The sequence below is a fragment of the Streptomyces sp. GS7 genome (assembly GCF_009834125.1).
GTDB lineage: Bacteria > Actinomycetota > Actinomycetes > Streptomycetales > Streptomycetaceae > Streptomyces.
The window spans coordinates 3,704,516-3,728,711 of sequence record NZ_CP047146.1 but is presented as its reverse complement, the minus strand read 5'-3'; the positions used below and the strand labels follow the sequence as shown (position 1 = coordinate 3,728,711).

Genomic DNA, 24,196 nt, shown 5'->3' with positions numbered 1-24,196 from the left:
CCGGCGGAACCGTCGTTCTCAGTTGTCCGCGGTGGCACGGCGGTAGTGGTGCGAGAACCGCTCCAGGGGCTCGCCTTCGATGTTCCACGGCCAGGGCGTCCCCACGCCTCCGGTGGCGCGCAGCGTGTTCGCGGCGTCGGCGGGCCGGGCGGCCTTGATCAGGGCGTAGGCGAGCAGGTTCAGGTCGGCGAGTGCCTGGGCGTGGCGGAGGTATCCCGGGCCCGGCCAGTATTGCGCCGCGTGGTCGAGCACCCGGACGGCATCGTGGCGGCGCCAGAATTCGCCCGCGCCGAGGGCCGTCACCCCGCCGGGAGCCATGGCGCGGTGGTGGCTGCGGACGAGCGCGGCGAGTTCCAGGCCCGCCGCGGGGGCGTTCGGGGGCATGGCGGAGCGGACGCTGTCGAGCAGATCCAGCACCTGGCCGCTGGAACCGCACTCGTCCGGCGAGAGGTAGCCCAGCGCCTGGAGGTGGGCCTCCCGGTTCCACGGGTCGCGTGCCTTGATCTCGCGCCAGATCGGCGACAGTTCGCCGGCGGGGCGCCGCTCCAGGCGGAGGGTCGCCATGTGCAGGATCCAGGGCGTGGGGTCCTCGGGCAGCAGCTCGGCCGCGAACCGGCAGCTCTCCCGGGTGGCATCCAGGTCGATGGTGGAGCCCTGCTCCACGGCCAGCAGCAGATCCGACCAGGCGTGGAGCAGCAGAGCGCCCTGGTCGCGGGGGCTGTGCTGGTGCCAGATGCCGGGCAGGGACCGGCCGGCGGACCCGGCGAGCACCCGGAGGCGGTGGGCCTTGCGGTCCCAGTCCTCGCCGGCGTCGTCGATCACGTCTTTCATCAGCGCCATGACAGCCGTGTCGAGCGATCCACGGTCCCAGCAGGTCTCGACGCGCCGCCGGACCTTTCCCAGGGCGGCGTCGTCGAGCTCGGGGAGTAGTTGGGGACGGCTGCCTTTGCGGCGTCTGAAGACTGGCATTCCGCGATGGCCTTCCAGATGAGGTGGGGACGGAACGGAGTGCAGGCATGGTACGGGTGCCGGTGTGCGTGCTACCGCACCGCCCGTACTACGAGATGCCGCGGCGGGCGGGCCGCGGTCGCCGCGGCGTTCCGACCGTCGTGCCGGGTCGGCCGGAGCGCCGCGGAGGCCGGCGCCCGCCCGTCTTGCCTCCACGGTCCGTACACAGCCGGCGCAGATCCACAACGGGTCGCACTCCCCATACCGCATCCTGGCACCCGCCTCCGACAACGCCCGTGCGGACGGCGGCCGTTGGCGTCCCGGCAGGCTGGAAGCGTCGTCCGCGATCGGGGCGCCGGCCCCTGCGGCGCGCTGCGGGCCGCGCCGCAGCTACGCGGTGACGGCCCTGCCCCGGCGGACGACACGCACGGTCTGCGCGAGGGTGCCCGCGGTGGCCAGGGTGAGGACGAGGGCGGCGAGCCAGGCGATCCAGCTGCCCGGTGCGGCCACGGTCGTCGGCGCGCCCGCGCTGCCGGCGAGCGCGGGGTTGAACACCTTCGCCTGCCAGAACAGCCAGCCGAGCGGGAGTGTGCCGGCGGCGGTGAGCACGACGCGGGCGATGGCGGTGAACGGATGGCCGATGCGCAGCCGCAGGGCGGCCGCGTCGATCGCGACGGTGAGGGCGAGCACGGTGAGGAAGTAGGGGATCCAGAAGTGCCAGAGGGCCGGATTGACGATCGGCACATGCGCGCCGCCGGCGGAGGTGACCGGTGAGACCACCCGTTGGGCGAACAGTGCCGCCATCAGGGCGGCTCCCTTGACGATCGTGCCCACCAGGTCGCGGGTGGTGGCCGGGCGCGGCTCGTCGGCGGCGGGCAGCCGGTCCGGGGTCCAGGGGCCCGCGGTGCGGTCCGCCTCCGGACGGGCGCGGCGCACGCGGTCGGCGATCACGAACGGGATGGTCACGCAGACGGCGAGGTACATCGCCGCGTTCACGGTGCCGCCCAACGGGCGGAGCAGCGCGGCCCACGCGTTCTCCCCGTGGGCCCGGTGGACGAGGGCGAGCACGACGTAGACCGTCGGCAGCACGCTCCAGGCTGCGCTCCGCAGCGCGTGGCGGTAGCCGGGGTAGGTGTCGGGGCCTATGAGCCCGACACCGTGGTGGGCGTAGCGGCCGGCCAGCAGCCGGGGATCACCGAGCGCGGTGAGCGCGGCGCGCTCCGCCTCGTCCGGCCCCTCGCCCTGCTGGACACGGGCGTCGATGTCGTCGGCGATGACGGCGCGCAGTTCGCGTTCGATCTCGCGCCGCTGCCTGTCGGGCACCCGCCGTACGGTGGCGGCGACGTACCGGTCGGTCAAGGTGGCGGTCACAGGCTCTGTCCTTCCGAAGTGGCGGCCGAGGCGGGGTCCAAGCCGGTCAGCGCCGTGTCGATCGCCCGCCACTCGCGCAGCAGTGCCTGGGCGAGGCGGGCGCCGTCGCGGCTGGTCCGGTACACCTTGCGTGGGCGTGCCTGGGTGGTGTCCCACTCGCTGGTCAGCAGCCCTTGGCTCTCCAGCCGGCGCAGCAGCGGGTAGAGCGTGTTGCCGGCGACCGGCATGCCTGCGCTTTCCAGCTCGTTCAGCAAGCCGTAGCCGTATCCGGGCGTCCGCAGCGCGAGCAGGCTCGCCAGTACCACCGAGCCGCGGCGCAGCTCCTGCCGGTGGGCGTCAAGGAGTTCAGCATCGTCCACACGTGACACCATAGTGTGTGTCACACACTATTGGCCAGTGACATCACTGTACGAGGGGCGGGGTACGGCGGGCGGGCCACGGCTCCGACGGCGCTCGGTCGCAGACGCCGACCGGTCGGGCGGGCCTGGCGAGCCGAGTAGCCGGGGCGCGCCCCGGCTCGCTGTTTCCCCCCCCCGGGACGGGACTTCGCCGACGAGACGGGCGGCCGGCTGCTGCCGGCCGCCCGCTCGTTGCCCGTCGTCCCGGGGTCAGGCAGCCCGCGGCGACATCGCGTGAGGCATCTCGCGGGGAAAGGGGTGGAACTCCAGCCCGAGTCCGTCGTCGACGGCCTTGCTGGTGCGGGCGATCTCCTTGGCGTCATTGCGCATCCGCGCCAGGCGCCGGGCGCTCTCCTCCGGGCTCCGCCCCTCGACACGCATCTCGCACCGCGTGCGGTCCATGTCACCGATCAAATCCTGGTAGCACATGCGGACTTCACGTGCCTCCTCCCGCCGCCGCGCGGTATCCCGACGGACGTGGCAGGCCACTGTCTCGGGACTCGTGCAGGGGCCCGTGCCGGGCGGTGCCCGCGGAAGGGGCGACGATCACGGACCGGCCGCAGGTGGGGGTGGGGCAGTGCCATCCAGGGCAGCGGCCACCGCGGGCGTCATGGTCGGTGCGGTCGTGAGCGGAGTTGCCACGGTGGACGCGCCCAGGGCGGCGCGCCGGGACAGCCGGGCCGCGAGGGAAGGTGGGGAAGGCAGGGAAGGTGAGGACATGGCGCCAGTCTTGGGACGCGCGGCCCCCATCGGGCGCACTGCACGCGAAGTTCACACCGACGGGGCGGGTTTCCACGGAACCCCCGGATCAGGGTTGACGTGGCGTGCGACGTCAACTTCCCCGCCGGCGTGCTCAGTCCGCGGCCGGACCCGCACCCCGGATCGTCCGCCAGTACTGGCGTCGCCTCACGTCCTTCACGACGACGCCGAGACGGGCCAGCTCGTCACGGAGTTCGCGGACGTCGTCGCCCGAAGGGCCCTTCTTCTTCAGCACTTCCTGACGGGCCGTGAGAAGGGCGTTGGCGCCCTCCGGAAGTCCGGGAGCCGCCGGGACCCAGCGGCGGAAGTCGTCCCGGTGCGGATCGGCGTCCACCCACACATAGCCGTACTCGGTGAAGGCGTCGGCGAGTCGGCGGACGTCCATATCGCATTCCTGCCGGGCGAGTTCGCCGCCGTCGTGGCCCAGCAGGACGAGTTCCCCGCCGTCCCGGAAGGACGTGGCGACGGCGTCGCGTGAGAACTCCCGCTCCCGGCCCTTCCGGGTGAGCGTGACCCGGTCGGCCGTCAGCCGGATCACCAACTCCTCGTGCTGGGCGACGAGTCCCAGCACCAGCCCGGCCACCGTACCCACGACGGGCAGCCAGGGCTCGGGGATCGACGTCAGCAGCCGGGCCGGCCCCTGCATCGGCGCCCAGGGCAGGGTCACCAGCCAGCCGGCCAGGACGCCGACGAGCCAGCCGGCGCCCGCCCCCACCACGGCGAGGACGAGGTAGCTGCAGACCGTGCTCCACATCGCCCGGCCGAGCACCGTGGGCCCGTCCGCCGCCGGGTCCCGCTGGTCCCTCTTACCCATGCCCATGTCCGGGTGCCCCCTCGTCCTACCGTCCCCCGCAATATTAGACCGGGCACTCGGTCTACTATTCGCGACCGACAGCGGAGAGACCGCAACCGACCAGAAGGAGGCCACGATGCGGACGGTCGACCCGGCCAAACACCGGGCCCGACGCCGACACATCGTCGACGTCGCGGCCGAACTCTTCGCCGCCAAAGGCTTCGAGCGCACCACCACGGCAGAGATCTGCAGGACCGCCGGCATGAGCGCGGGCAACCTCTTCCACTACTTCCCCAACAAACGGGCCATCTTCCACGCCGTCTTCGAGGACGAGGAGCACGACGGCGCCACCAAGGCCGAGCGGCTCGCCGCCGCCCTCGCCGCCGACGACCCGTGGACCGCCCTCCTCGACACCGTGGACCTGCTCGCGGCCCCCGCCCTGGAGCCGCTCACCCCTGCCCTCGTCGTGGAGGCCATGGTCCAGGCTTGCCGCGACCCGGAACTCGCGGCGCTGCTGAGCCGAGACGACGAAGAGGAGCGGGCGGCCATCGCCACGCTGCTGCGGAAGACCGCCGCGGCAGGACGGACCGACCCGTCCCTCGACCCGGACGACACCGCGGCGTGGGTGCTGGCGCTCATCGCCGCCCTCCACACCAGCGCCGCCACCGATCCGTCCTTCAGCCCGGCCGCCCAACTGCCCATGCTGCGCCTGATGCTGCGCCGCTTCCTGCGGCCCGGGGCCGGCGCGGATCCGGAGCGCTGAGCAGCCGCGCCGCCACACGGAACCACGCGTGCCCGTCAGTGCCGGCGGACCTTGACGCCGCCGATCAGGGAGTACGCGCGCACCTTCACCACCGGCCCCTCGGAATCACCGGCGACGCCGGGGTGCCGGCCTCCGATGAGCGAGAAGCCCCCGACCTCGACCGCGGTGCCCTCCGGGACCTTGAGGTCGACGCCGCCGAACACGGAGAACGCGTCGACCTCGGCGGACGCGCCGTCGGGGTAGGTGAGGTCGGCGCCGCCGACCAGGGACGCCTTGATCAAACGGGTCCGCGCTGCCGGGAGTTCGGCGTCGGAGTGGTCGAGCTTGGCCCCGCCGACCGCGGCGACATGCACGGTACGCTCCCGCGCGGCAAAGGCACCCTGCTGCTTGAGCCCGCCGAGCAGGGACAGGCTCCACTTCGTACGGGGACGGGGCGAGGGCGCCGCGGTGGTCCGGAGGGAGGTCGTGCCGTTGGCGTCCTGCACGGTCTTCGCGCTGTTGTTCATGTCCCCGACTCTACGAAGCCGACTGAGACAGCGTCAGTGACGATGTCCACCGGTCCCGCATGACAGATGTCATGAGCAGCCGAAACGTCCCGCGCCTCACCCGCCCTCGCCCACCCTCGCCCGTCTGTTCCACCACCGGGCGAGGTCCGCGGTGAGCGCGTGGTGCTCGGTGCTCGGGACGCCGACCACCGCGACGTAGGAGCCCGGGGTCGGAACGGGCAGGAAGCCGAGCGGGGCTCCCGCCCCAACACCGCCGCGCCGTAAGGGAGTCGGCGGGCTCGGCGGGTCACCACGGCCGCGGACGGCACCCGCCGGCGAACGGCACCCGGACCGGTACGGGCCCCGCGAAAATCCGTTGCCGAACGCCACTGCCCGGCGCGAGTCTGAGGCCATGCTGGGATTCGTCAGTACCGACAACGAAGCCCTCGTCTCGTGCTTGGGCGACCCGCACCGCGCAGCGGCGGCCTACCGTGGGCTGCTGCGGCGCGGTGCGGGCGCCCTGGACGCCGTACGCGCCGGCCTGCACGACGAGGATCCAGCCGTCCGCGAGGGCTGCTGCCGTCTTCTCGACCACCTGGTCGACACCGATTCCATGGACCAACTCATCGCCATGGCCGATGATCCCGACCCCCGGGTCAGGATCGCCGCGTTCCACGCACTGGCCTGCGACCGCTGCAAGGGCGACACCTGCGCCCCGGGCGCGGACCGGGTCCTCGCCCCTGCACTACGGCACCTCTCCGCCGACCCCGATGCGCATGTCCGGGCGATGGCAGTCGAGTTGGCCGGCAAGTTCGCCCATACCGACACCGATGCCCTCGCCGCCTTGCGGACGTCCCACGCGCAGGACCCGAGTCCCGCCGTCCGCAAGAAGGCGGGCTGGTACCTCCCCGGCGGGACCATCTACGAGCGGACCGTCCCCCGCGCGCTCGGGTAGCGAGCACGGGCACCGTGGGCCGGGAGGGGCGGGTGGGTGTCCGTCTGCCGGCACCCTCCCAGTGGGCCGGCCGGGCGCGGAGTGCGATGTGCTGCCGCCCGGCCGCCACGACGCCCCCGGCCTGTCCCGGACTTCCTCTCACCGCAGGGTGTGCGCTGCACTACCAGTAGTGACGGCGACCGCCGACGGCGCGCCCCGCAGCCCCCAGAAGCCACAGAACCGCCCCGACGACCAGCAACACCACGCCGATGGTCCAGAGCACGGCGATTCCCGTGACGAAGCCGATGACGAGGAGAAGAACACCAAGAATGATCATGGATTTCACCTGCCGACTACAGGCTGACCTCTGACCGGTCATTTCCGTCCGTGAAGACATGCCGCCGAACGGACGGCTTCTCCAGAATTATCTCACGATGCGGCGGGCCCGGGGCGGCGCGCGCAACGGCCCGCCACGGAATCCAGACGATCGGGCCGGTCCCCCGTACCCCACCCTCGGCCCGCCCGCCGACTTCCGGAGAGCAGCGGCCACCGCGTACGTCATCCCGCGTCACGGCGACCCCTGCTCGACGAACGGCCCAGCGTCCGGCCGTTCGGCTATGCGGCTAGCGGCTAGCGGCTATGCGTTACTCAACCCTGCGGAGTGGCAGGGACGGAGGCCATGACCTTCTGCACCTCTTTGTTCACCAGGCTGGTCAGCTTGCTCGGCGTCAGGGCGGCGGCGCCACCCGGAATCGTGCGGTCGTTGATCTGCACGACGGGAAGCTCGCCCAAGCCCGCGGCCGCGTAGTCGGCCTGCGACTCCTTCACCCACCCCATGCGCTCGGTTCGATCGACACACAGCGAGAAGTCGTCGTGGTTGATCTTTCCGGCCTTCTTGGCCAGCGCGATGAGCAGTTTGCGGTTCTTGAGTGCGTCGTTCGTCGGGGCCGGCTGGTTCTTCCAGATCTGGTCCATGTACGCGGTGAGCCGCCCCTGGTCCTGGGCGCAGGCCGCGGCGGCCGCGGCTTCGGACGCCCCGCTGCCGCCGTACCGCTTGTCGCTCTGCGTGACCAGACGGTAGTTGATCTGGACCTGCCCGGATGCCAGCAGCTGGTCGAGCGTGGGAGCGAAGCGCTGGGCGAAGTCCCGCGAGTGCGGATTGCGCGGGTCTTCGAAGATGGTGAGCGTGACGGGAATGGTGGGCTTCACCGGAAGCGCCAGCTTCGTCGTGCCCGCTCCGGACGCCACGGCGCTCGTCGGGGCTTCCACGGTGGTCGGCCTGGACGCGCGCACGCTGTGCCCCAGGAGGGCCGCGGCTCCGTACACGACGGCGATGCCACCCGCTATCACCACATAGTTACGCCACTTGCCCTGGCTGCTGCGCGACGCCTGTTCAGGAGACTCTTCCTTGCGCGCCTTGTCCTTCGCCAACGCAGCCATGCGCACCCTTTCGCCAATTACCGGTTAGCCGGTTATGTCCAAATTTCCTGCGGCAGCGCACGTTCCTGCCGCCACCCCTCCGACAGGGTGCGACAGCGTCGACCGATCCCGCTTCGGCGCACCCGCTCCGGGGGCCGCCTGCTCCGTACCGGGTCGAGTGTAGAGCTGTAAACCTGTGAACCGACCGCCTGGGGCGCGGCGCTCCACACATATCGTTGACAGAGCCCGGGGCGAGGGGGCCGCCGGTGACTGCGAGAGCACTCCATATCGCGACAATTCCCCGCGTATCGCGCGGAAATGGATCTTCATCGAACGACGACAATTGATTCCCATCAAGGGAGAAGTGCGGATATTTCGTCGCCGATGCCACCGACACGGTCGCGGAAGGTGATCGAGTACCTCGCTCGCGAGGTCTACACGCCGCGGGCGCTCACACGGAACCGCGCCGCGGAGATCACCGGACCGGCCCGCACCTTCGCTCAAGAGGATCGGGATCGCGCCCGGGACTTCCGCCTGTGCGAGTCAGCGAGGTGAAGTGGAGCAGCAGAGTCACGGAAGCCGTAGGCGAAGTCACAGGCGAGGAAGGTTAGTTGGCTCCTCATCGACAATTCTCCGGTCGCTTTCGCCTCGCGTGAGCAACCATCGCAGCGCTCTACCGCAACGGCTGTACCGCGCCCCGGACTTCTCGTTTGTGACGTCGTCGGCACCTCGCGGTATCCGCCCTCGCGGTATCCGCCCTCGCGCTACCTCGGCCGGTTCTCCGTCGACTCGGTCGTCTTCGGCGAGCGGGCGCTGCCACCGCTGGTCGACACGCTGGAGGCGGACCGGCTGATGGTCGGCAGCGGCTCCCCGTCTCCGCTGGGCGAGCGCCCGGCCGGCGCGGTGGTCCGCAGGAGCGAGTTCCTGGACGACATCGGCCGGCGGCTGATCACCGACGGCAACGCCGAGCGCTTCCTCGGCCTCCCCCGGCGGTCGCCTCCCAGGGCCCGTCCGACGGGACAGTCGTCGACGCGACAGCCAGGCGGCGACGCCGCTCCGGCACCCGGACGGCGGAACGGCACTGCGCCGTTGCGGCGGGCGGCCCGCCGCAACGGCACCGGCCGTATCCGGCGCCGGGAGTGGTTCACTCGCCCGGGTCACGGACGAGGGCTGGCTGGCCGGTGGCACCCCTGCGCGATCCCGAGATGCCTGATCTTGTGGACCCGTAATGATCACTACTGATCCAGGAGTGCCATGCAGCGTTCTCCCCTGGCCAGCGCGCCGCTCGGTAGCGCACCGGGCCAAAAACGTCGGAGCGCACCGCTCCTGTCCCGCCACGGTCGCCGCCTCTGCTGGGGCTCGGCCGGCGCCCTGCTGCTGCCGTGCGTACTGGTCGCGGCCGGCGCACCGCCGGCCCCCGCGACCCGGCACGTGGCGCGCTATCCCGTGCGCGTCAGCGCCTACGTCGCCAACAGCGGCTCGGCGACCGTCTCGGTTTTCGACACCCGTTTAGAGCGCAGGGTCGGCAACGTCCAAGTGGGCCACGGCCCGACCGGCGTGGGAGCGGCTCCGGACGGTGAAGCGGTCTACGTCGCCAACGGCCGTACCGACTCGGCTTCCTTCATCGCCACCGGTCCCCGGCTGACCACGGCCATGGTGCGGGTGCGGCGCCGGCCCTTCGCGGCGATGCCGACCCGCGACGGCCGCTATGTGCTGGTGGCCGACTTCGGCTCGGACGCCGTCTCGATCATCAGCGTCCGGGCTCGCCAGGTGGTCGCCACCCTGCCGGTGGGGCCGCTGCCGCACAGCATCACCACGGTCCCGGACGGGCGTGCCTACGTGACCGACAACGGCGGTGGCTCGGTGACCGTGCTCGGCAGGGGCCTGCGTGCCACCCGGGACATCCGGGTGGGAGACTTCCCCAGCGGGATCAGTTCGCCGCCCTCCGGCCGCCGGGTGTACGTCTCCAACACCGGTTCCGGCACCGTGTCGGTCATCGACACCGACACCGAGTCCGTGGTGGCCACCCTGCCCGGGGGCCAGGCACCGCTGGGCAATGCCGTCAGCCCGGACGGCCGCCGCCTCTACGTCGCCGACTCGGCCCGGAACTGCCTGCTGATCATCGACATCCCCGCCCGCCGCGTCATCGGCCACGTCCCCGTCGGCGTCGATCCGCAGGGTGTCGCCGTCACCCCCGACGGCCGACGGGTGTGGGTGACGAACGAGCAGTCCGACACCGTATCGGTCATCGACCCCTTCACCCAGCGGGTCCGCGCCACCCTGCCGACGGGACACGAACCCGAAGGCATCGCCATCACGCCGCGCTGAGCGTGCCGGGATTCCCGCGCGCCGCGGCCTGGTCCCGCCTCGTGACAGTGGGTCGGCTATGGGGGGTTGCCATCGGCCCGGGACTCCAGGCAGCCGCGGAAGGCGACACGACCGCACCGATGCCTCCGGTGTGAGCACACATCGACCGACGGGCGTACGGGTCCGTCCGTCCACCACGGCGCCTCGCACAGTCCGAACGACAGTTCGCTCCAGGCGGCCGGACACTCGCACAACGCTGCCCGGAAGCGTGACGGTGCCACGAACGCCGTACGTTGCCCGCGGCTGGTGCAGCAGACTCGCCCCAGGGCCTGGTCTGGTCAGGTATGTCCTCGGCGGACAGGCGATCCGGCCGGGACGGCCCGTATGTCTGGCGCATGCCCCGGTAGGCGACCCAGGCGTCATGTTCGACTGTCAGGGGGGAGATCCCATGCGCATCCACCATGTCACCGCGGCAATCGGTTCCCTGGCCGCCGCGGCGGCCCTCGCTCTGGCCACCACCGCCCCCGCGCAGGCCCGGACCGGCGCGGTGCCGGACGCCCCGGCCCGTGCCGCGACCGCCTGTCCGCAGGGTTCCGTCTGCTTCTGGCCGGAGCCCGACTTCGGCGGGGAGATGAGGGCCGCGCAGAGTGCGCAACACGACTGCCAGGCCACGCCGGTCCAGCCCGCGCGATCGGTCTACAACCACGGCTCCGACTCCCTGACCTTCTTCTCACGATCGAACTGCTCGGTACGCGTCGGCGCACTGGAGCCGGGCGGCTCCGCACGGTCCGTCGACATCTCCAGCTGGCAGTGAACGACGCCGTGCGCAACGGGCCTTGCGGAGGCGGGCAGGCCACCGTGGTGCACCGGCCGCGAGGGAGCGGACACCGCCTGGCCGGCGGCGCCCGGGGGCCGGCCATCCCGGCCCCGCCGTCCTCCAGGCACCGGATCAGTGCCTGCCCGGACCGGCTCGGCGTGTCGAGCGGGGCATCGGCCACTTTCCTCCAACTCGCCGCTGAAGATGGGAGGTTGGCGCTCCGTGCCGCGCGCCCTTGAGGGGGGAACGTGAGCGAGAGCTTCACCTGACGCACACCTTGTGCAGCCTCGTGGAGACGCACCAAACGGCCGTCGGCAGCGCCCTATACTCCCTGCGTGTCTTCCACGGGGGCGGTATCGACGGGTTTACGGCGGCTCCGCCTGGCGGTACTGGGGCCGCTTCAGGGATGGCGCGGTGAGGCACTGCTGGAACTCGGTCCGGTGCGTCAACAGGCGCTGCTGACCGCGTTGTTGCTGCGGCCGGGTGTGACGGTCAGCAGGCAGCAGCTCCTCGACGGCGTCTGGGGTGCGGAGCAGCCGGGCACCGGCGCCAAGGTGATTCCGGTCTATGTGCACCGCGTGCGCAGATGTCTGGCCGGTCCGGGGGGCGGCTCGTCGGACGCGGTGTCGGATGCGGTGTCGGATGCCGTGATCGTCACCGACCGCGGGGGTTATCGCTTCGTCCCGCGGAATGTGTGGGTGGACGTGGCGCACATGGAGGCGATGGCCGCCGAGGCGAAGGCGGCGCAGGGCCGCGGCGAGCTGGACGCCGCGGCGGGTGCGTGGTCCCGGGCGCTGGAGCTGTTCCGGGGCGAGCCGCTGGCCGGAGTTCCCGGGCCGTTCGCCGAGGGGGAACGGCTGCGGCTGGCGGAGCGCCGGCTCGCGCTGGTGCAGGACAAGCTGGACTGCGAACTCCGGCTGGGCCGGTCGGTGGCGGCGGTCGGTGAACTGTTCGCCCTGACGGAGACGCACCCGTACCACGAGGCGCTGACCGCCCTGCTGATGCGTGCCCTCTACGGGAGCGATCGGCGGGCCGACGCGCTGGCCGTGTTCGCCAAGGTGCGCCGCCGCCTGGTGCGGGACCAGGGGGCGGAGCCGGGTGCCGAACTGCGACGGGTGCACGAGGCGGTGCTGCGGGGCGACGACGCGTCTCTGCTCGGCGGACCCGTACGGCACGAGCACCGCCTTGCGGAGCCGTCGCCGCAGGCACCGCCGGGACAGAAGCGCCGGGTGCGCAATGAACTGCCGGTCGGCGCGGGGGACTTCACCGGGCGGGTCCGGGAACTCGCACTCCTTGCGGCACCGGCCGACGCGCGCGGTGTGACGGTCCGCGCGGTGGACGGCATGGCCGGGGTCGGCAAGACGGCGCTGGTGGTGCATGCGGCGCGTACGGTGCGGGAGCGGTACCCGGACGGCTGCCTGTTCGTCGATCTGCACGGGCATCGCGAGGATCGCGGGGCCACCGGGCCGCAACGCGTGTTGCGCCGCCTGCTGCGGGTGGTCGGCGCCGATGAGGGGGAGGATTCCGACGACCTCGACGAGTTGGCCGCGTCGTGGCGGGCGGCGACCGCCGCGCTGCGGCTGCTGCTGGTTCTCGATGACGCCTCCGGGGCGGAGCAGGTGCGTCCGCTGCTGCCCGCAGGTACGGGCACCATGCTGCTGGTGACGAGTCGTCAGCGGCTGACCGGGCTGGACGCGGACCGCAGGATCTCGCTGACGCCGCTGGCCGTCGACGAGGCGGCGGGGCTGCTGAGCCGCATCGTGGGCGACTCGGGGTCGGACCGCGAGCGGGATGCGATACGCCGGCTCGCCGGTCTGTGCGATCGGCTGCCGCTGGCGCTGCGCATCGCCGGGGCACGGCTGCAGAACCGCCCCTCGTGGGCGCTGGAGTCCCTGGCGGTCCGGCTGGCCGACGACGAGTGCCGGCTCGGCGAGCTGTCGGTGGCGGACCGGAGCGTGGAGGCCGCGTTCCAGCTGTCCTACGACCAGTTGCCGGCCGCCGAGCAGCGCGCGTTCCGCGCCGTGGGTCTGTCGCCCACCGTGGAACTCGACCGGCTGACACTTGCGGCCATGCTCGACTGGGCGCCGGCGGATGCCGAGCACGCCCTGGAGAGCCTGGTCGACGCGAGCCTCGTCCAGCAGGTGGCCGCCGATCGCTACCGGTTGCACGACCTGGTGGCGGTCTACGCGCGGCGTGTCGCGGCCGGGTACCCCGCGGAGGTCGCGGCGGCCCGGGACGGCGTGTTCCGGCTGTATGTGGCCGCCGCCCGCCGTGCGAGCGACTGGGGCCCCTCCGCCTTTCCGACCGGTCCGGAGCCGGGGGCCGCGCCGTTCGCCGACTGGGAGGAGGCGACGAACTGGCTGGATGCGGCGGGCGGTGAGCTGGTCGACGTGGTCGGGCACGCGGTGGACGTGGGCAACCTGGACGATGCCTGCTGGATCACCGAGGGCCTGGTCGACTACCTGACCCGGCAGGGCCGCTTCCACGAGTGCCGTACGACCCTGGAGATGCTGCTGCCGCTGGTCGAGCGGGCCACCGACCGGCGGATGGTCTCCGAACTGCGGACGTGCATGGGCGTGATGTACGGCTTCCAGGGCCGTCACGAACAGGCCCGGACCTGGCTGACGGAGGCCCTCCGGATCAGCCGCCGGGCCGGTGACCTGCATGAGCAGGCCAGAGCCGCGGGGGCTCTCGGGATGTTCGCCAACCTGGCGGGGCAGATCGCGGACTCGATGGTCCACTTCCGGGAAGTGGCGGAGCTGGCCGTGAAGTTGGACGACGACTGGCTCACGAGCGTGGTCACCTGCACGGTCGGCGAAATGCACCACCAGCTCGGCGAGCACGACCGGGCGTACGAGTGCTACACGGAGGCGATCGTGCTTGCCGAGAAGGTCGGCAGCCCCCGGCAGTCCGGGAGGACGCTGCTCCGCCTCGGGTGTCTGCAACTGGATCTCGGCCGGCCCCGGGACGCCGCCGACACGCTGGGGAAGGCCGGGGAACTGGCCCGGCGTCTGCGGGACATCCCCCTGTACGCGGCCGTCCTCGGACGGTTGAGCGCCGCCGAAACGTGCCTGGGCCATGGGGACGCCGCCGCCGAACTCCGCCGCCGGGTGCTCGCGGTGCTGAGCGAGCGGACCGTCACCGAACGCGAGATGATCCACCGGCGGCTGGTGTGGGGCGACGTCCCGGCGGAGGACCTCGCCGGCGCACGGGACTTCTTCGAGCGGGCCGTGGCCCTCCCCGACGCCGAGATCCCCCGCGCGCAGATCTCCCGCGCCCTCGGCGAACTGCACCTCCACCGGCAGTCGAACGCCGGTGGTCGCTGACCGGGCGGGAGGCCGCGGCGGTCCGGCCGCCACATCGTCGACCGGGCCGCTAGCCACGGCCGTTGACATCGCGATGACAGGGCAATGACTCCGCTGGTGGCGGGGGGGGGCCGGCAGGCGCGGACGCCTCCGCCGGGCGTGCTGCGGCCCGGCGGAGGCGTACGGAGTCCGGTGTCAGTTCCCGGAGTTGTCGGCGTTGCCGTTGGCGTCCGCCGCGTCGACGGCGCGCTGGGCGTCGTCGGCCTTCTTCTGCATCTGCGCGAGCTGGTCCGGCGCGGCGGAGGAATCGCCGCTCGCGGCGGAACCGCTGCTCGCGGAGGGTGCCGCCGTGCCGGGCGTGGCGGAGGACGAGCACGCGGTGGTGGCCAGCAGCGGCACCGCGAGCGCGGCCGTCAGCAGGACGGACACCCGTCGTCGGCGGTTCATGACGTGGCGCCCGCCGGGTGCTTCTCGCCGAGCTTGTTCGCCGCACACCAGGTGGCGACGCCCTTCAGGTCGGTCTGCTCCTTCTTGAGGGTCGCCAGGAACCCCTTGCGGGCGGTCAGCCGGTCGCCGAGGAACTTGGCGACGGCCGCGTGGTTGGCCTTCTGGGCGAGGTCGATGCGCTGCTCCAGGTACTTGATGGAGCCGGGCGTGCCGACCGGGCCCTCGATGCGCTTGATCCGCTTCTCGATGCGCTTCTCCAGCCGGGGCACGCGGACGCACAGGCCCTTCGCCCCGTCGCTCCGGGGGCCCTTGGCGTGCCGGGCCGCGGAGACGGACGTGGTCGGGCTCTTGCTCTCCGCCGCGTAGGAGGGTGCCGCTACTGCCGCCGTGGTGAGGACGATGCCCGCGAGAGCCGCGGCCGTCGTCGCCGTGCGACGCTGCATGAGGTGTCTCCCATCTCTGTACTGCATGTCTGAACTGCTGCACTGCCTGCGGTGCCGGGCCGCAATCGCGGCGCCCGGTGCACCGTGCCGGTGGGGCACGGTCCGGACCGCGCGGCCGGGCACCGCCCGCCACCCGTCCTGCGGTTTCCCGCGGCGGACTGCGTAACCGCGAAGGTAGGAACGGTTCTTGTGGTTTCTTTGTGAGTGCGCGGGACCCGCTGCTGTGCCGGCTCGGGTGGGTCAGCGGCGTGCGGCGGGGATCTCGTGTCCCTGGGAGGCGGTGTCCGACAGCCAGGACCGGTGCCGCGGCACCGGGGCGCCGCGCCCGTCGGGGCGCGCGAGGGGGAAGGTGACCTCGAAGCGCGCGCCGTGTCCCCCGGGGCCGTCCAGGACGCGCAGCCGGGCCCGGTGCAGATCGGCCTGCTGGGCGACCAGCGTCAGGCCCAGGCCCGACCCCGGGCTGTCGGAGCGGCGGTGGAAACGCCGGAAGATCGCCTCCCGTTGGTCCGCGACCACCCCGGGTCCCCGGTCGTCCACGGTGAGCACGGCCGCCGGGGCGCCGTCGTCCTCGGCCGCCCGCAGCCCCACGGCGATCCGGGCCCGGCCGTCCGCGGAGCGGCCGTGCGCCAGGGAGTTGGCGAGCAGGTTGTCCAGCAGCGAGCGCAGCCCCGGCTGCCATCCGTGCACGGTCAGGCCCGGCGCGCTGTCGAGGGTCACCTCGGCACCGGGATGGGTGCGGCGCAGGTCGGAGACGGCGGCGTCGGCGAGGTCGGCCAGGTCGACGGGCGCGAACGCGTCCGCCTCGACCAGGTCTCCTTGGGCCAGCGCCCGCAGCATCACCAGCAGCCCCAGCAACCGGGCGTGCCCGCGGCGCAGTTCGTCGACGGTCTCGGCACGGTCGGCGGGGTCGAGGTCCTGGAACGAGTCGAGGATGTCCAGGTTGGTCTGCATGCTCGTCAGCGGCGTGCGCAGTTCGTGGGAGGCGGCGGCGGAGAACGAACGGGCCGTGGCCAGCGCCTCGGCGGTGCGGGCGGCCTGTTCGTCGTAGCGCGCGAGGAACGTCTGGAGGGTGTGCGCGAGTTCGTCGACCTCGGTGATCCGGGTCGGGGTGTGCTCCAGGCGGGCGGAGCTGGTGCGCGGGTCGAGGCCGCTGGTGCGCTGCTGGAGGCGCCGCAGCGGCCGGGCCGCGCCGGCCGCCAGCAGCCAGGCGGTGGCCGCCGAGGCGGGCGCGGCGAGCAGCGCGACGGTGAGCACCCGGTTGCGTACGAGCTGGATCTGCGCCTGGCTCGCGGCCTCCGGGGAGAACATCCAGAGCGTCCCGTGTACCCCGGGCTGCCCGGTGGTCACCGCCACGCTCAGGGCGCGCCAGGTCTTTCCGGGCCCTCCGACCGTGACCGGGTGTGCGGCACGGGCCGGCAGGTGGACGGCCGGGCCGGGCTGCGGGCCGTCCGTGACCGTGGCGGTGCCGGCCGGGCCGATCAGGCGGATGCCGATGTCCAACGCCGCGGTGGCCAGCTTGCGCCGGTGCGCGTGCTCGCCCCGCGGCCGGCCCCGGGACTCGGCGAGCAGCACGCCGCGCGCCGCCGTCGCGACGCTGCGGGCCCGTGCGTCGAGCCGCTGATCGGCCTGTGCCAGCAGATCCCTGCCGACCAGGCCCACCAGCACCCAGCCCGAGGCTGCCACCAGCAGGGGCACCACAGCCCCGACCACGATCGCGATACGGGTGGAGAGTCTCATGCGCGGCGCTCCCCCTCGGTGCTGTGGTCGTCGCGCAGGACGAAGCCGACGCCGCGCACCGTGTGCACGATCCTGGGCCGTCCGCCGGCTTCCAGCTTGCGGCGCAGATAGCTGACGAAGGTGTCGACCGCGTCGGTGCGGACCTCGAAGTCGTAGCCCCACACCCGGTCCAGCAACTGGTCACGGCTCAGGACAAGTCCGGCATTGCGGCCAAGTACGTCGAGCAGTTCGAATTCCCGCCGGGTCAGCTCCACGGGCCGGCCGTCGAGACGGGCGGTGCGCGCCGCCGCGTCGATCACCAGCCCGCCGACCCGTACCGCGTCGGTGGCGGCCGCCGGGCGTCGGCGCAGCAGCGCGTGCAGTCGCAGCACCAGTTCGTCCAGGGCGAAGGGCTTGACGAGGTAGTCGTCTCCCCCGGCCTGGAGGCCGGCCACCCGGTCGGCCACTTCGTCCAGGGCGGACAGCATCAGGACCGGTATGTCGTTTCCGTCCGTCCGGAAGTGCCGGCAGACCGCGATGCCGTCGAGATCGGGCATCGAGACGTCCAGCACCACGACGTCCGGCTCCGTGTCCGCCACCTTGGCCAGGGCGGTGCGCCCCCCGTCCGCCAGGTCGACGGTGAAGCCGTTCAACCGCAGCCCGCGCCCCAGCGACCGCCGGATCGCGGCGTCGTCGTCCACCAGCAGCACCCGCCCACAGCCGCCCGTCACACCCATGCCCACCTCACCTGGCCCTTCCACGAAGACCGAAATCATGCACCAGCACCCTGTTACCCGAGCCCGGGCCGTCGCGCCGCGTCACCTTTCGGCGCGCTGCGGCATCCGGAGCGCCCGGCGTCCGGAGCCGGCGTCCCGGGCAGCCCGGGGAGGGACCGTCCGGCACCGGCGCGGTGGCGGACGCCATGGTGACGTGGACGCCATACAAGCCGGATACGGGTCCACGGGCTCGGCACCCGGGGCACCGTCAAGCGGGCGGGCTGCTGCCGCTGCCCGAGCAACTCGACGATCTCCGGGCGTCCTTGTACGAGCCGCACACGGTCCTGCGGCGCCCTTCCAGCCAGAAGGAGGAGAGCTGTTTCTCGCTGTCCGCATGACGCCCACGGGGGCCGGCAACCGGTTGGCCGTGCCCGTCCCCCGCCCCCCCACGACGTGATCAGGACCCCGCCGGCGAGCCCCGGACCGGACCGGTCGGCCTGCCAGGGACGGCCGGCTGGGGGGTGGGGCCGACCGGCTCATGCCGGAACGTGCACCGCCCCGGCCACGCTTGAGGTATGGCCGCACCACCGGCCGCCGCGGCGGAAGGAGCCGGAGATGGAGCACCGCACGATAGGTGAGCTGATGACCCGCAAGGTCGTGAGCGTGCGCCTCGACACTCCGTTCAAGGAGATCGCGCAGACCCTCGCCGACAACGCGGTGAGCGCCGTACCGGTGCTCGACAGCCTCGGCAGGCCGGCCGGCGTCGTCTCGGAGGCCGATCTGCTGCGCAAGGCCGCCGACCGGTCCGATCTGTCCGGCAGGACCCCGCTGCCGCACCTGGAGGCCTGGGAGCGGGCGCGGGCGGAGGGCCGCACCGCCGGTGAGCTGATGTCCGCACCGGCGGTGTGCGCCCATCCCGACTGGACGGTGGTCGAGGCGGCACGACTGATGGAGGTACAGCAGGTCAAACGGCTCCCCGTGGTCGACGAGACGGACATCCTGCTGGGCATCGTCAGCCGCGGCGACCTGCTGCGCGTCTTCCTGCGCAAGGACGACGCGATCCGCGAGGAGATCACCCGCGAGGTCATCGGACGCACGGCACGCCTGGGTGCCGCGGGCATGACCGCCGAGGTCAATCGGGGACAGGTCGCCCTGCACGGCACGGTGACGGATCCGCTGCTCATCCCCGTGCTGGTACGGATGTGCGCGAGCATCGACGGCGTGGTGTCGGTGTCCGAGGACCTGAAGCAGGCACCGGCCACCGGCGACACGTCGGGCGGGACAGACCAAGGACAAGCAGCGGAAAGCCGGTCGCCCTCGTGAAGAATCTCGTCACCGTCGGTGTGGACGGTACGCCCCAGGCCCTGGCGGCCGCGCGGTGGGCGGCGCACGAGGCACGGCTGCGACAGGCCCGGCTGCACCTCCTGACCGCCTGGCAACCTCTCGCGGAACGGCACCGTGGGGTGCCGTGGCGCACGGAGCTGCCACACTGGCCGGACCGCATCCTCGACGAGGCCAGGTCCGCGGTCGAGGCGGCGGAGCCCGGGCTGCCGGTCGACGCCGGTTCGGTGCGCGCGCCGCCCCTGGACGCCCTGGCCGAGGCGGCCGAGCGGGCGGACCTGCTGGTCCTGGGGTCGCGAGGGCTGGGCCCCGCGGCGCGCTTCGCACTGGGGGCAACCGGCCTCGACCTCGTACCACGCCTCGCGGTCCCCCTCGTCCTGGTGCGGGCCCCGCAGGACGGCCCCGCGACCGAGGACGGCGACAGCGTCGCGGTCGGCGTCAGCCTGCACGCGCCATGCGAGGGGCTACTGACCTTCGCCTTCGAGACCGCCGCCCACCGAGCCGTCCCGCTCCGCGCCGTACACGGCAGAAACCTCCCCCCGTTCGCCTACGACTACGACCGGGACGGCGGCGTTGAACGCGCCACCGCGCAGGAAGCGGAACGGCAGGCACGCGACGAGCTGTCCGAGGCGCTGCGCCCCTGGCGGGAGAAGTTCCGGGACGTGCGGGTCGAGGAACAGATAGTGATGGAAAGCCCGGCACCCGCCCTCCTGCACGGCGCCGCGGGAGCGCAGCTGCTGATCGTCGGCCGCCGGCACATCGGCCACGCGGTCCCCCGCATCGGCCACGTCGTCCATGCGGCCGTCCACCACGCCCCCTGCCCCGTCGCGATCGTGCCGCACGACTGACACCCCTCCGCACGGACGGGGCCATATCGCTCAGCGAAAGGATGTGTGCGCGATGACGACCGACCAGGCACCCGGACCCGGCGCCGCGCCGGGTCGGCCCGGCAGCGATCTGGGCCGGCGCGCCGCACTGCGCCGGCAGCAACTGGGGCTGACCCGCGAGGAGGTCGCGACCCGGGCCGCCGCCTCACCGGGGTATGTGCAGTACGTCGAGGAGCACACCGCCGAACCGGACATCGGGTTCCTGCTGCGCCTCGCCCACGCCCTCGACACCACCGTCGCAGACCTCACAGGCGGAACCGCCGACCTCCCGGAGGGCCTCGGCAAGGCCGCGGCGCACCCCGAGGTGCTGGTGCTCGGCCCCGCCGAATGCCGCGAACTGCTCTCCACGCACGGCATCGGCAGAGTGGCCGTCACCATCGGCGACACCCCCGCCGTCTTCCCCGTCAACTACACCGTCGTCGACGACGTGATCGCCTACCGCACCCACGCGGACTCCGGCCCGGCCACAGCAGCCGGCCACGAGGCCGCGCTGGAGGTGGACCACATCGACGACGCCTTCAGCCAGGGATGGAGCGTCCTGGCCGTCGGGCCCGCCGAAGTCGTCACCGGCTTCTACGAGTCCCGCAGGTTCGAAGAGCAGGCGTACACCGCCCCCTGGGTAGGCGGCGGCCGGTACCAGTGGATCGCCATCCGGCCGACCCGCCTCAGCGGGCGCCGCATCCGCGTTCCCGGGGCGCCGACACCCCCGACCGGGAGCACCGAAGCGGACGCGTGAACGGCCCGTCATGTCCCAGGCCACGAGCAGCGATCGGCGTGCGGACCGGGTGCCCGGTCGAGGCCGCACGCCGCCGCCGGCGGGATCGTTCACGCCGGTGTCGGCGGGGTGCTCGCGCTCACGGCGCCGAGATCGACCAGACGGCGCCGGGTGGCCAGGAGCCGGCGGGCGACGACGTCGAGGACCCGGCGGGTCACCACCAGCCCCAGGACCGGGTCCGCCTCGCACAGCGCGCGTACCCGGGTCGCGTTGAATTCGTGGGCCCGCACGAGCGTGAACGCCTCCGCCCCCATTCGCCAGCGGTACGGCGGCACCAGCCACGACCAGCCCAGCAGGTCGCCCGGGCCGAGGACGTCGACGACCGCCGGCCGTCGGGTCGGCATCCGGATGTCGAGATTGACCGAGCCGGTGCGGATGATCCAGAAGCGGTCGGCGGCACCGCCCTCCTCGAAGATGCGGGTGCCTTCGGCAAAGGACACCTCGTGGGCGAACGCCAGGAGTCGGTCCCTTCCGTTGGGCGGGAGATGTTGCAGCAACGGGGTGGTGGTCATGGCGGCTCTCCTGGATACCGGCCGTGCCGCGTCAGGAGCGCCGCGGCCCAAGTCGTCGGGATGCGGCGTCCGTTCGCCTGCCTGCGGGCCATGAACGGGCCCGCCCGGAGAGGCGGGCCGGCATCCGACGGCAAGGAGGACCACCCACTTCTCGCGGGTCCTGATGGCGCGGTGCGCGGTCTCGCTCCGCTCCTCCGCGTCTGCCGTCCTCCCTGTCGCTTTCAGTGAACCGCGCGCGGGCGCCGCACACGAGTTCCGTTCGGTCCCGCCCCATGGGCCGGACGGCCTTCTCTCCGGGCGGCTCGCCCCTATCGCGCACGGCGGCCCCTGTGGCACGTTCGGCACAAGGCGCCGGTGCGTCCGGACGCGGCGCCGGCCATGACGGCACACGCCGGCGATCAGCGCGTGGTCCGGAGCCCGACCGCCGGCGCCACCCGCCGGGGCCGGAAGATCGTCGGACTCCACTACGAGGTGTGACATGGGCGGCTCGGTCCTCGTAGGACTGGACGGAACCGGGAACAGTGTGCCCGCGGTGCGCTGGGGCGCCGAGGAGGCGGCGGTACGGAACCTCCCTCTTCACCTCCTGCATTCCTGGGTCTCTCAACCCTGGCCGGCCTCCCCCACCTGGGATGAAGCCGAAAAACGCCGGTACGGAGCCGAGGTGCTCAGCCGGGCCGAAGCCCTGGTCCGCCAGGTGCATCCGGGAATCGCGGTGACGGCCGAGCAGGTCTCCGAGGATGCGGCGGACGCGCTGGCGGAACGCAGCGAGGCGACCACCCTCCTGGTGCTCGGATCGCGCGGGCACGACACGATCTCCGGATTCCTCCTGGGCTCGGTGAGCCTGCGGGTGCTCGGGCGCGCGCAGTGCCCCGTGGTCACGGTCCGCGAGGAGGAGCAGTCCATCGGCCCCGGCCCCGAAGTCGTCGTCGGCGTGCAGGAGTTGGGTGCCGAAGGCGACGCCGTGCTGGACTACGCGTTCACCACCGCCGCGGCCCATCACGCGGAGCTGCGCGCCGTACGGGCCCGGCCGCCCGACACCCCCCGCGGCGCCCCCGCCACCTCGCCGGACGCGACGGCCCCCACGGCGAGCGGCGACGAGGAATTGCTCTCCGCGAGCCTGGCTCTTTGGCGGGAGAAGTTCCCCGACGTGCGGGTGATCGAGGAAGTCACCGACGGCAGGGCCGTGCCCGTGCTGTTGGGAGCCTGCTCACGGGCCGGACTGCTGGTCGTCGGACGCCGGCCGCAACGCGCTCCCATGCCCCTCGGCCCGGCCGTACTCGCCCTGCTGCACCACTCCCGCTGCCCGGTGGCGGTGGTCCCGCGCGTGTGATCGTGCTCCTGGACCTGCCCGTCCCGCAGGCCGTACGGCGAGACCGGCTCGCCCGGTTGACAGCGCACACCGCCGTGCGGCGGCGGCGCGCGGACGTCACCCCGCGCGGGCCGACCCGTCACGCAGGGGCCGGCTCGTCGCGCCTGCGCGAGTCCGGCCCTTCGTGATCTGCCCGGAGCGGGCGGTCAGTGCTGCGGGTGAGGCATGTGGAACAGGGACCGCCGCTGCTTGGGGGCGGTGCCCTTGGTGAGGCGGCCGGCGTCGACACGCAGCTGGAACGCGTGGAACACCTCCACCATGCCCAGCACGATGGCCATGATGCCCGTTACCAGGGTGAGCACGGCGATCGAGCCGAACGGCGCGACGATCAGCACGATGCCTGCGAGCATCGTGATGATTCCCAGGAACATCTGCCAACCACGCGCGGGCATACCGGGGGACGAACCCGCGGCGGCCGTCATCATGACGCCGCGCAGCAGCCAGCCGAAGCCGATCCACAGGGCGAGCAGCAGGATCGACTGGAAAGTGCCCCGGAAACTGACGAGCCCGAGCAGCATGAAGAGCGCACCCGTGATGAAGTGCAGTGCCCGCAGATGCCCGGGAACGTGTGCGCCGAAGGCCGCGGCCAGCTGGAAGACACCGCTGACCAGCAGGTAGACGCCGAAGGCCACGCCGACGACACGCAGCGTTTCCCCCGGCCACGACAGGACGACCACACCCAGTGCGATCGCTGCCAGGCCGACGGTGACCAGGGCCTGCCAGCCGAGGTTCGCCAGGGCGCCCAGGGCTTCGCCCCCAGGGGAGGCTCCCTCGGGCCGGGTTTCACGTGGCGGGACGTTGCCAGCGGATTCGGAGGGGAAGGGCATGCCGCCCACCTCTTTCATGGAACAGCACGGTCGAATCAGGACACTTCCATCGTCACCCATTCGTCCCAGTCCTGCTCGCGATGGGCGCTGTCTCCCCCTTGGCCTCCTTCGGGCCGTCCTTCTCGTGATCTCCCTCGGCACGTGGCCGGAAGCGCCGGCCGTGATCGGCACCACCGTCCGTGGCCGTACCCCGCCCCGGTGGTCAGGGCCCCGGGCCGCCCCGGTCCACAGCCGCATCCGGCCCCGGGTACGCCTCCTCTCGACGATGGGTGAGCCGGCCGACCACCGCGACGACGCCGTCGACCTGCCGCACCATCCGCACCAGCACGTCGGCCTGGCCACTGCTGTCCAGGCACCCGCCGAGTGTCACCGTCCCGTCGCGGACGACGACGTCGATGCTCCCCGGGTTCAGCCACATCGTCCGCACCACGATCTCGTCGATGACCTCGTCGCGGATCTCGTCGTCGGAGCGGGCGAAGAGCCCGAGCACGTCGCGCCGGGTGAGCATGCCGACGAGGCGGGCCTCCTCGTCCACGACGGGGAGCCGCTCGACGCGGTGCGCGGACATCAGCCGGGCCGCCCGGACGACCGAGTCGTCGGCCCGGACGGTATGGGCCGGGGCTGACATCAGGTCCCGCGCCGATCGGCCCCGGTAGCCGTCGGCCGCACGCCGCGCACGGTCCAGGTCCGTCGCCGAGACCATCCCGATCACCCGGTCGTCGGCGTCCACCACGGGCACGCCGTTGATGCCGAACTCCGCCATCCACCGCGCCAGTTCACCGGCCGGCGTCCCGCCGCGCGCGCGGACGACGTCCCCGCTCATGACGGCCCCGACACGTCGGTGCTTCATCTCGGCCCTTCCTC

At 72.7% G+C, this 24,196-nt stretch carries 24 protein-coding genes; 9 read left to right on the top strand and 15 right to left on the bottom strand.

Annotation, left to right across the window (positions count from 1 at the left end):
- Positions 1–18 precede the first annotated feature (18 nt).
- From GR130_RS16345 to GR130_RS16325, 5 genes are all read right to left on the bottom strand, one after another.
- On the bottom strand, positions 19–969 hold the full coding sequence (locus GR130_RS16345; protein ID WP_159505423.1) for a hypothetical protein: 951 nt from the start codon (positions 967–969) through the stop codon (positions 19–21).
- Positions 970–1,338: 369 nt separating this feature from the next.
- Complete coding sequence (locus GR130_RS16340) at positions 1,339–2,319, bottom strand: permease prefix domain 1-containing protein (protein ID WP_159505422.1); 981 nt, start codon at positions 2,317–2,319, stop codon at positions 1,339–1,341.
- Positions 2,316–2,678, bottom strand: a complete 363-nt coding sequence (locus tag GR130_RS16335) for a PadR family transcriptional regulator (RefSeq protein WP_236573058.1) — start codon at positions 2,676–2,678, stop codon at positions 2,316–2,318. Before GR130_RS16335 ends, GR130_RS16340 begins: the two co-directional genes overlap by 4 nt.
- A 249-nt stretch (positions 2,679–2,927) precedes the next feature.
- Positions 2,928–3,119 (bottom strand): hypothetical protein, encoded by a 192-nt coding sequence (locus tag GR130_RS16330; RefSeq protein ID WP_159505420.1) that lies wholly within the window; start codon positions 3,117–3,119, stop codon positions 2,928–2,930.
- A gap of 451 nt (positions 3,120–3,570) precedes the next feature.
- On the bottom strand, positions 3,571–4,290 hold the full coding sequence (locus GR130_RS16325) for a YqeB family protein (RefSeq protein WP_159505419.1): 720 nt from the start codon (positions 4,288–4,290) through the stop codon (positions 3,571–3,573).
- A gap of 115 nt (positions 4,291–4,405) precedes the next feature.
- Here GR130_RS16325 and GR130_RS16320 point away from each other — a divergent pair, with 115 nt between their 5' ends.
- A complete protein-coding gene (locus tag GR130_RS16320; RefSeq protein ID WP_159505418.1) occupies positions 4,406–5,032 on the top strand; it encodes a TetR/AcrR family transcriptional regulator in 627 nt (208 codons plus the stop codon).
- A 35-nt stretch (positions 5,033–5,067) separates the two neighbouring features.
- Here GR130_RS16320 and GR130_RS16315 read toward each other — a convergent pair whose 3' ends face one another.
- On the bottom strand, positions 5,068–5,538 hold the full coding sequence (locus tag GR130_RS16315; RefSeq protein ID WP_159505417.1) for a hypothetical protein: 471 nt from the start codon (positions 5,536–5,538) through the stop codon (positions 5,068–5,070).
- A gap of 391 nt (positions 5,539–5,929) precedes the next feature.
- On the opposite strand from GR130_RS16315, the gene GR130_RS16310 reads away from it, so the two are divergent.
- Entirely contained in the window at positions 5,930–6,472 is a 543-nt protein-coding gene (locus GR130_RS16310) for a HEAT repeat domain-containing protein (RefSeq protein ID WP_159505416.1), read from the top strand.
- A gap of 160 nt (positions 6,473–6,632) precedes the next feature.
- Here GR130_RS16310 and GR130_RS16305 read toward each other — a convergent pair whose 3' ends face one another.
- Both GR130_RS16305 and GR130_RS16300 read right to left on the bottom strand, forming a co-directional pair.
- The gene (locus tag GR130_RS16305) at positions 6,633–6,788 is read right to left on the bottom strand and encodes a DUF6131 family protein (protein ID WP_236573973.1); all 156 of its coding nucleotides are present in this window, start codon (positions 6,786–6,788) and stop codon (positions 6,633–6,635) included.
- Between the two features lie 311 nt (positions 6,789–7,099).
- A complete protein-coding gene (locus tag GR130_RS16300) occupies positions 7,100–7,882 on the bottom strand; it encodes a DsbA family protein (protein ID WP_236573057.1) in 783 nt (260 codons plus the stop codon).
- Between the two features lie 1,242 nt (positions 7,883–9,124).
- Here GR130_RS16300 and GR130_RS16290 point away from each other — a divergent pair.
- The 3 genes from GR130_RS16290 (at position 9,125) to GR130_RS16280 (ending at position 14,320) form a co-directional block, all read left to right on the top strand.
- Positions 9,125–10,198 carry a YncE family protein gene (locus tag GR130_RS16290; RefSeq protein ID WP_159505413.1) on the top strand — a complete coding sequence of 358 codons (1,074 nt, stop codon included), beginning with the start codon at positions 9,125–9,127 and terminating at the stop codon, positions 10,196–10,198.
- Between the two features lie 427 nt (positions 10,199–10,625).
- A complete protein-coding gene (locus tag GR130_RS16285) occupies positions 10,626–10,991 on the top strand; it encodes a peptidase inhibitor family I36 protein (protein WP_159505412.1) in 366 nt (121 codons plus the stop codon).
- Between the two features lie 338 nt (positions 10,992–11,329).
- Positions 11,330–14,320: an AfsR/SARP family transcriptional regulator gene (locus tag GR130_RS16280; RefSeq protein WP_159505411.1), complete on the top strand. Its 2,991-nt coding sequence runs from the start codon at positions 11,330–11,332 to the stop codon at positions 14,318–14,320.
- 174 nt (positions 14,321–14,494) lie between these two features.
- Here GR130_RS16280 and GR130_RS16275 read toward each other — a convergent pair whose 3' ends face one another.
- The 4 genes from GR130_RS16275 to GR130_RS16260 all read right to left on the bottom strand — a co-directional run bounded on the left by GR130_RS16275 (position 14,495) and on the right by GR130_RS16260 (position 17,642).
- Entirely contained in the window at positions 14,495–14,746 is a 252-nt protein-coding gene (locus GR130_RS16275) for a hypothetical protein (RefSeq protein ID WP_159505410.1), read from the bottom strand.
- Entirely contained in the window at positions 14,743–15,189 is a 447-nt protein-coding gene (locus tag GR130_RS16270) for a hypothetical protein (RefSeq protein WP_159505409.1), read from the bottom strand. Before GR130_RS16270 ends, GR130_RS16275 begins: the two co-directional genes overlap by 4 nt.
- 240 nt (positions 15,190–15,429) lie before the next feature.
- Entirely contained in the window at positions 15,430–16,926 is a 1,497-nt protein-coding gene (locus GR130_RS16265) for a sensor histidine kinase (protein WP_159505408.1), read from the bottom strand.
- Positions 16,923–17,642 carry a response regulator transcription factor gene (locus GR130_RS16260; protein WP_159510016.1) on the bottom strand — a complete coding sequence of 240 codons (720 nt, stop codon included), beginning with the start codon at positions 17,640–17,642 and terminating at the stop codon, positions 16,923–16,925. The genes GR130_RS16265 and GR130_RS16260 overlap by 4 nt, the downstream gene beginning before the upstream one ends.
- Positions 17,643–18,236: 594 nt before the next feature.
- Between GR130_RS16260 and GR130_RS16255 the strand changes: the two genes are divergently transcribed.
- The 3 genes from GR130_RS16255 to GR130_RS16245 are packed head-to-tail and all read left to right on the top strand — an operon-like array spanning position 18,237 to position 20,585.
- Positions 18,237–18,944, top strand: coding sequence for a CBS domain-containing protein (locus tag GR130_RS16255; RefSeq protein ID WP_159505407.1), 708 nt, complete (start codon positions 18,237–18,239; stop codon positions 18,942–18,944).
- A complete protein-coding gene (locus GR130_RS16250) occupies positions 18,941–19,810 on the top strand; it encodes a universal stress protein (protein WP_159505406.1) in 870 nt (289 codons plus the stop codon). Before GR130_RS16255 ends, GR130_RS16250 begins: the two co-directional genes overlap by 4 nt.
- A 52-nt stretch (positions 19,811–19,862) precedes the next feature.
- Positions 19,863–20,585 (top strand): helix-turn-helix domain-containing protein, encoded by a 723-nt coding sequence (locus GR130_RS16245; protein WP_159505405.1) that lies wholly within the window; start codon positions 19,863–19,865, stop codon positions 20,583–20,585.
- An 89-nt stretch (positions 20,586–20,674) separates the two neighbouring features.
- On the opposite strand, the gene GR130_RS16240 is transcribed toward GR130_RS16245, so the two are convergent.
- Positions 20,675–21,136, bottom strand: a complete 462-nt coding sequence (locus GR130_RS16240) for a cyclic nucleotide-binding domain-containing protein (RefSeq protein WP_159505404.1) — start codon at positions 21,134–21,136, stop codon at positions 20,675–20,677.
- A gap of 478 nt (positions 21,137–21,614) precedes the next feature.
- Here GR130_RS16240 and GR130_RS16235 point away from each other — a divergent pair, with 478 nt between their 5' ends.
- Entirely contained in the window at positions 21,615–22,466 is an 852-nt protein-coding gene (locus tag GR130_RS16235; protein WP_159505403.1) for a universal stress protein, read from the top strand.
- A gap of 185 nt (positions 22,467–22,651) precedes the next feature.
- On the opposite strand, the gene GR130_RS16230 is transcribed toward GR130_RS16235, so the two are convergent.
- Both GR130_RS16230 and GR130_RS16225 read right to left on the bottom strand, forming a co-directional pair.
- On the bottom strand, positions 22,652–23,332 hold the full coding sequence (locus tag GR130_RS16230; protein ID WP_159505402.1) for an HdeD family acid-resistance protein: 681 nt from the start codon (positions 23,330–23,332) through the stop codon (positions 22,652–22,654).
- 202 nt (positions 23,333–23,534) lie between these two features.
- On the bottom strand, positions 23,535–24,182 hold the full coding sequence (locus tag GR130_RS16225; protein ID WP_159505401.1) for a CBS domain-containing protein: 648 nt from the start codon (positions 24,180–24,182) through the stop codon (positions 23,535–23,537).
- Positions 24,183–24,196: the final 14 nt, after the last annotated feature.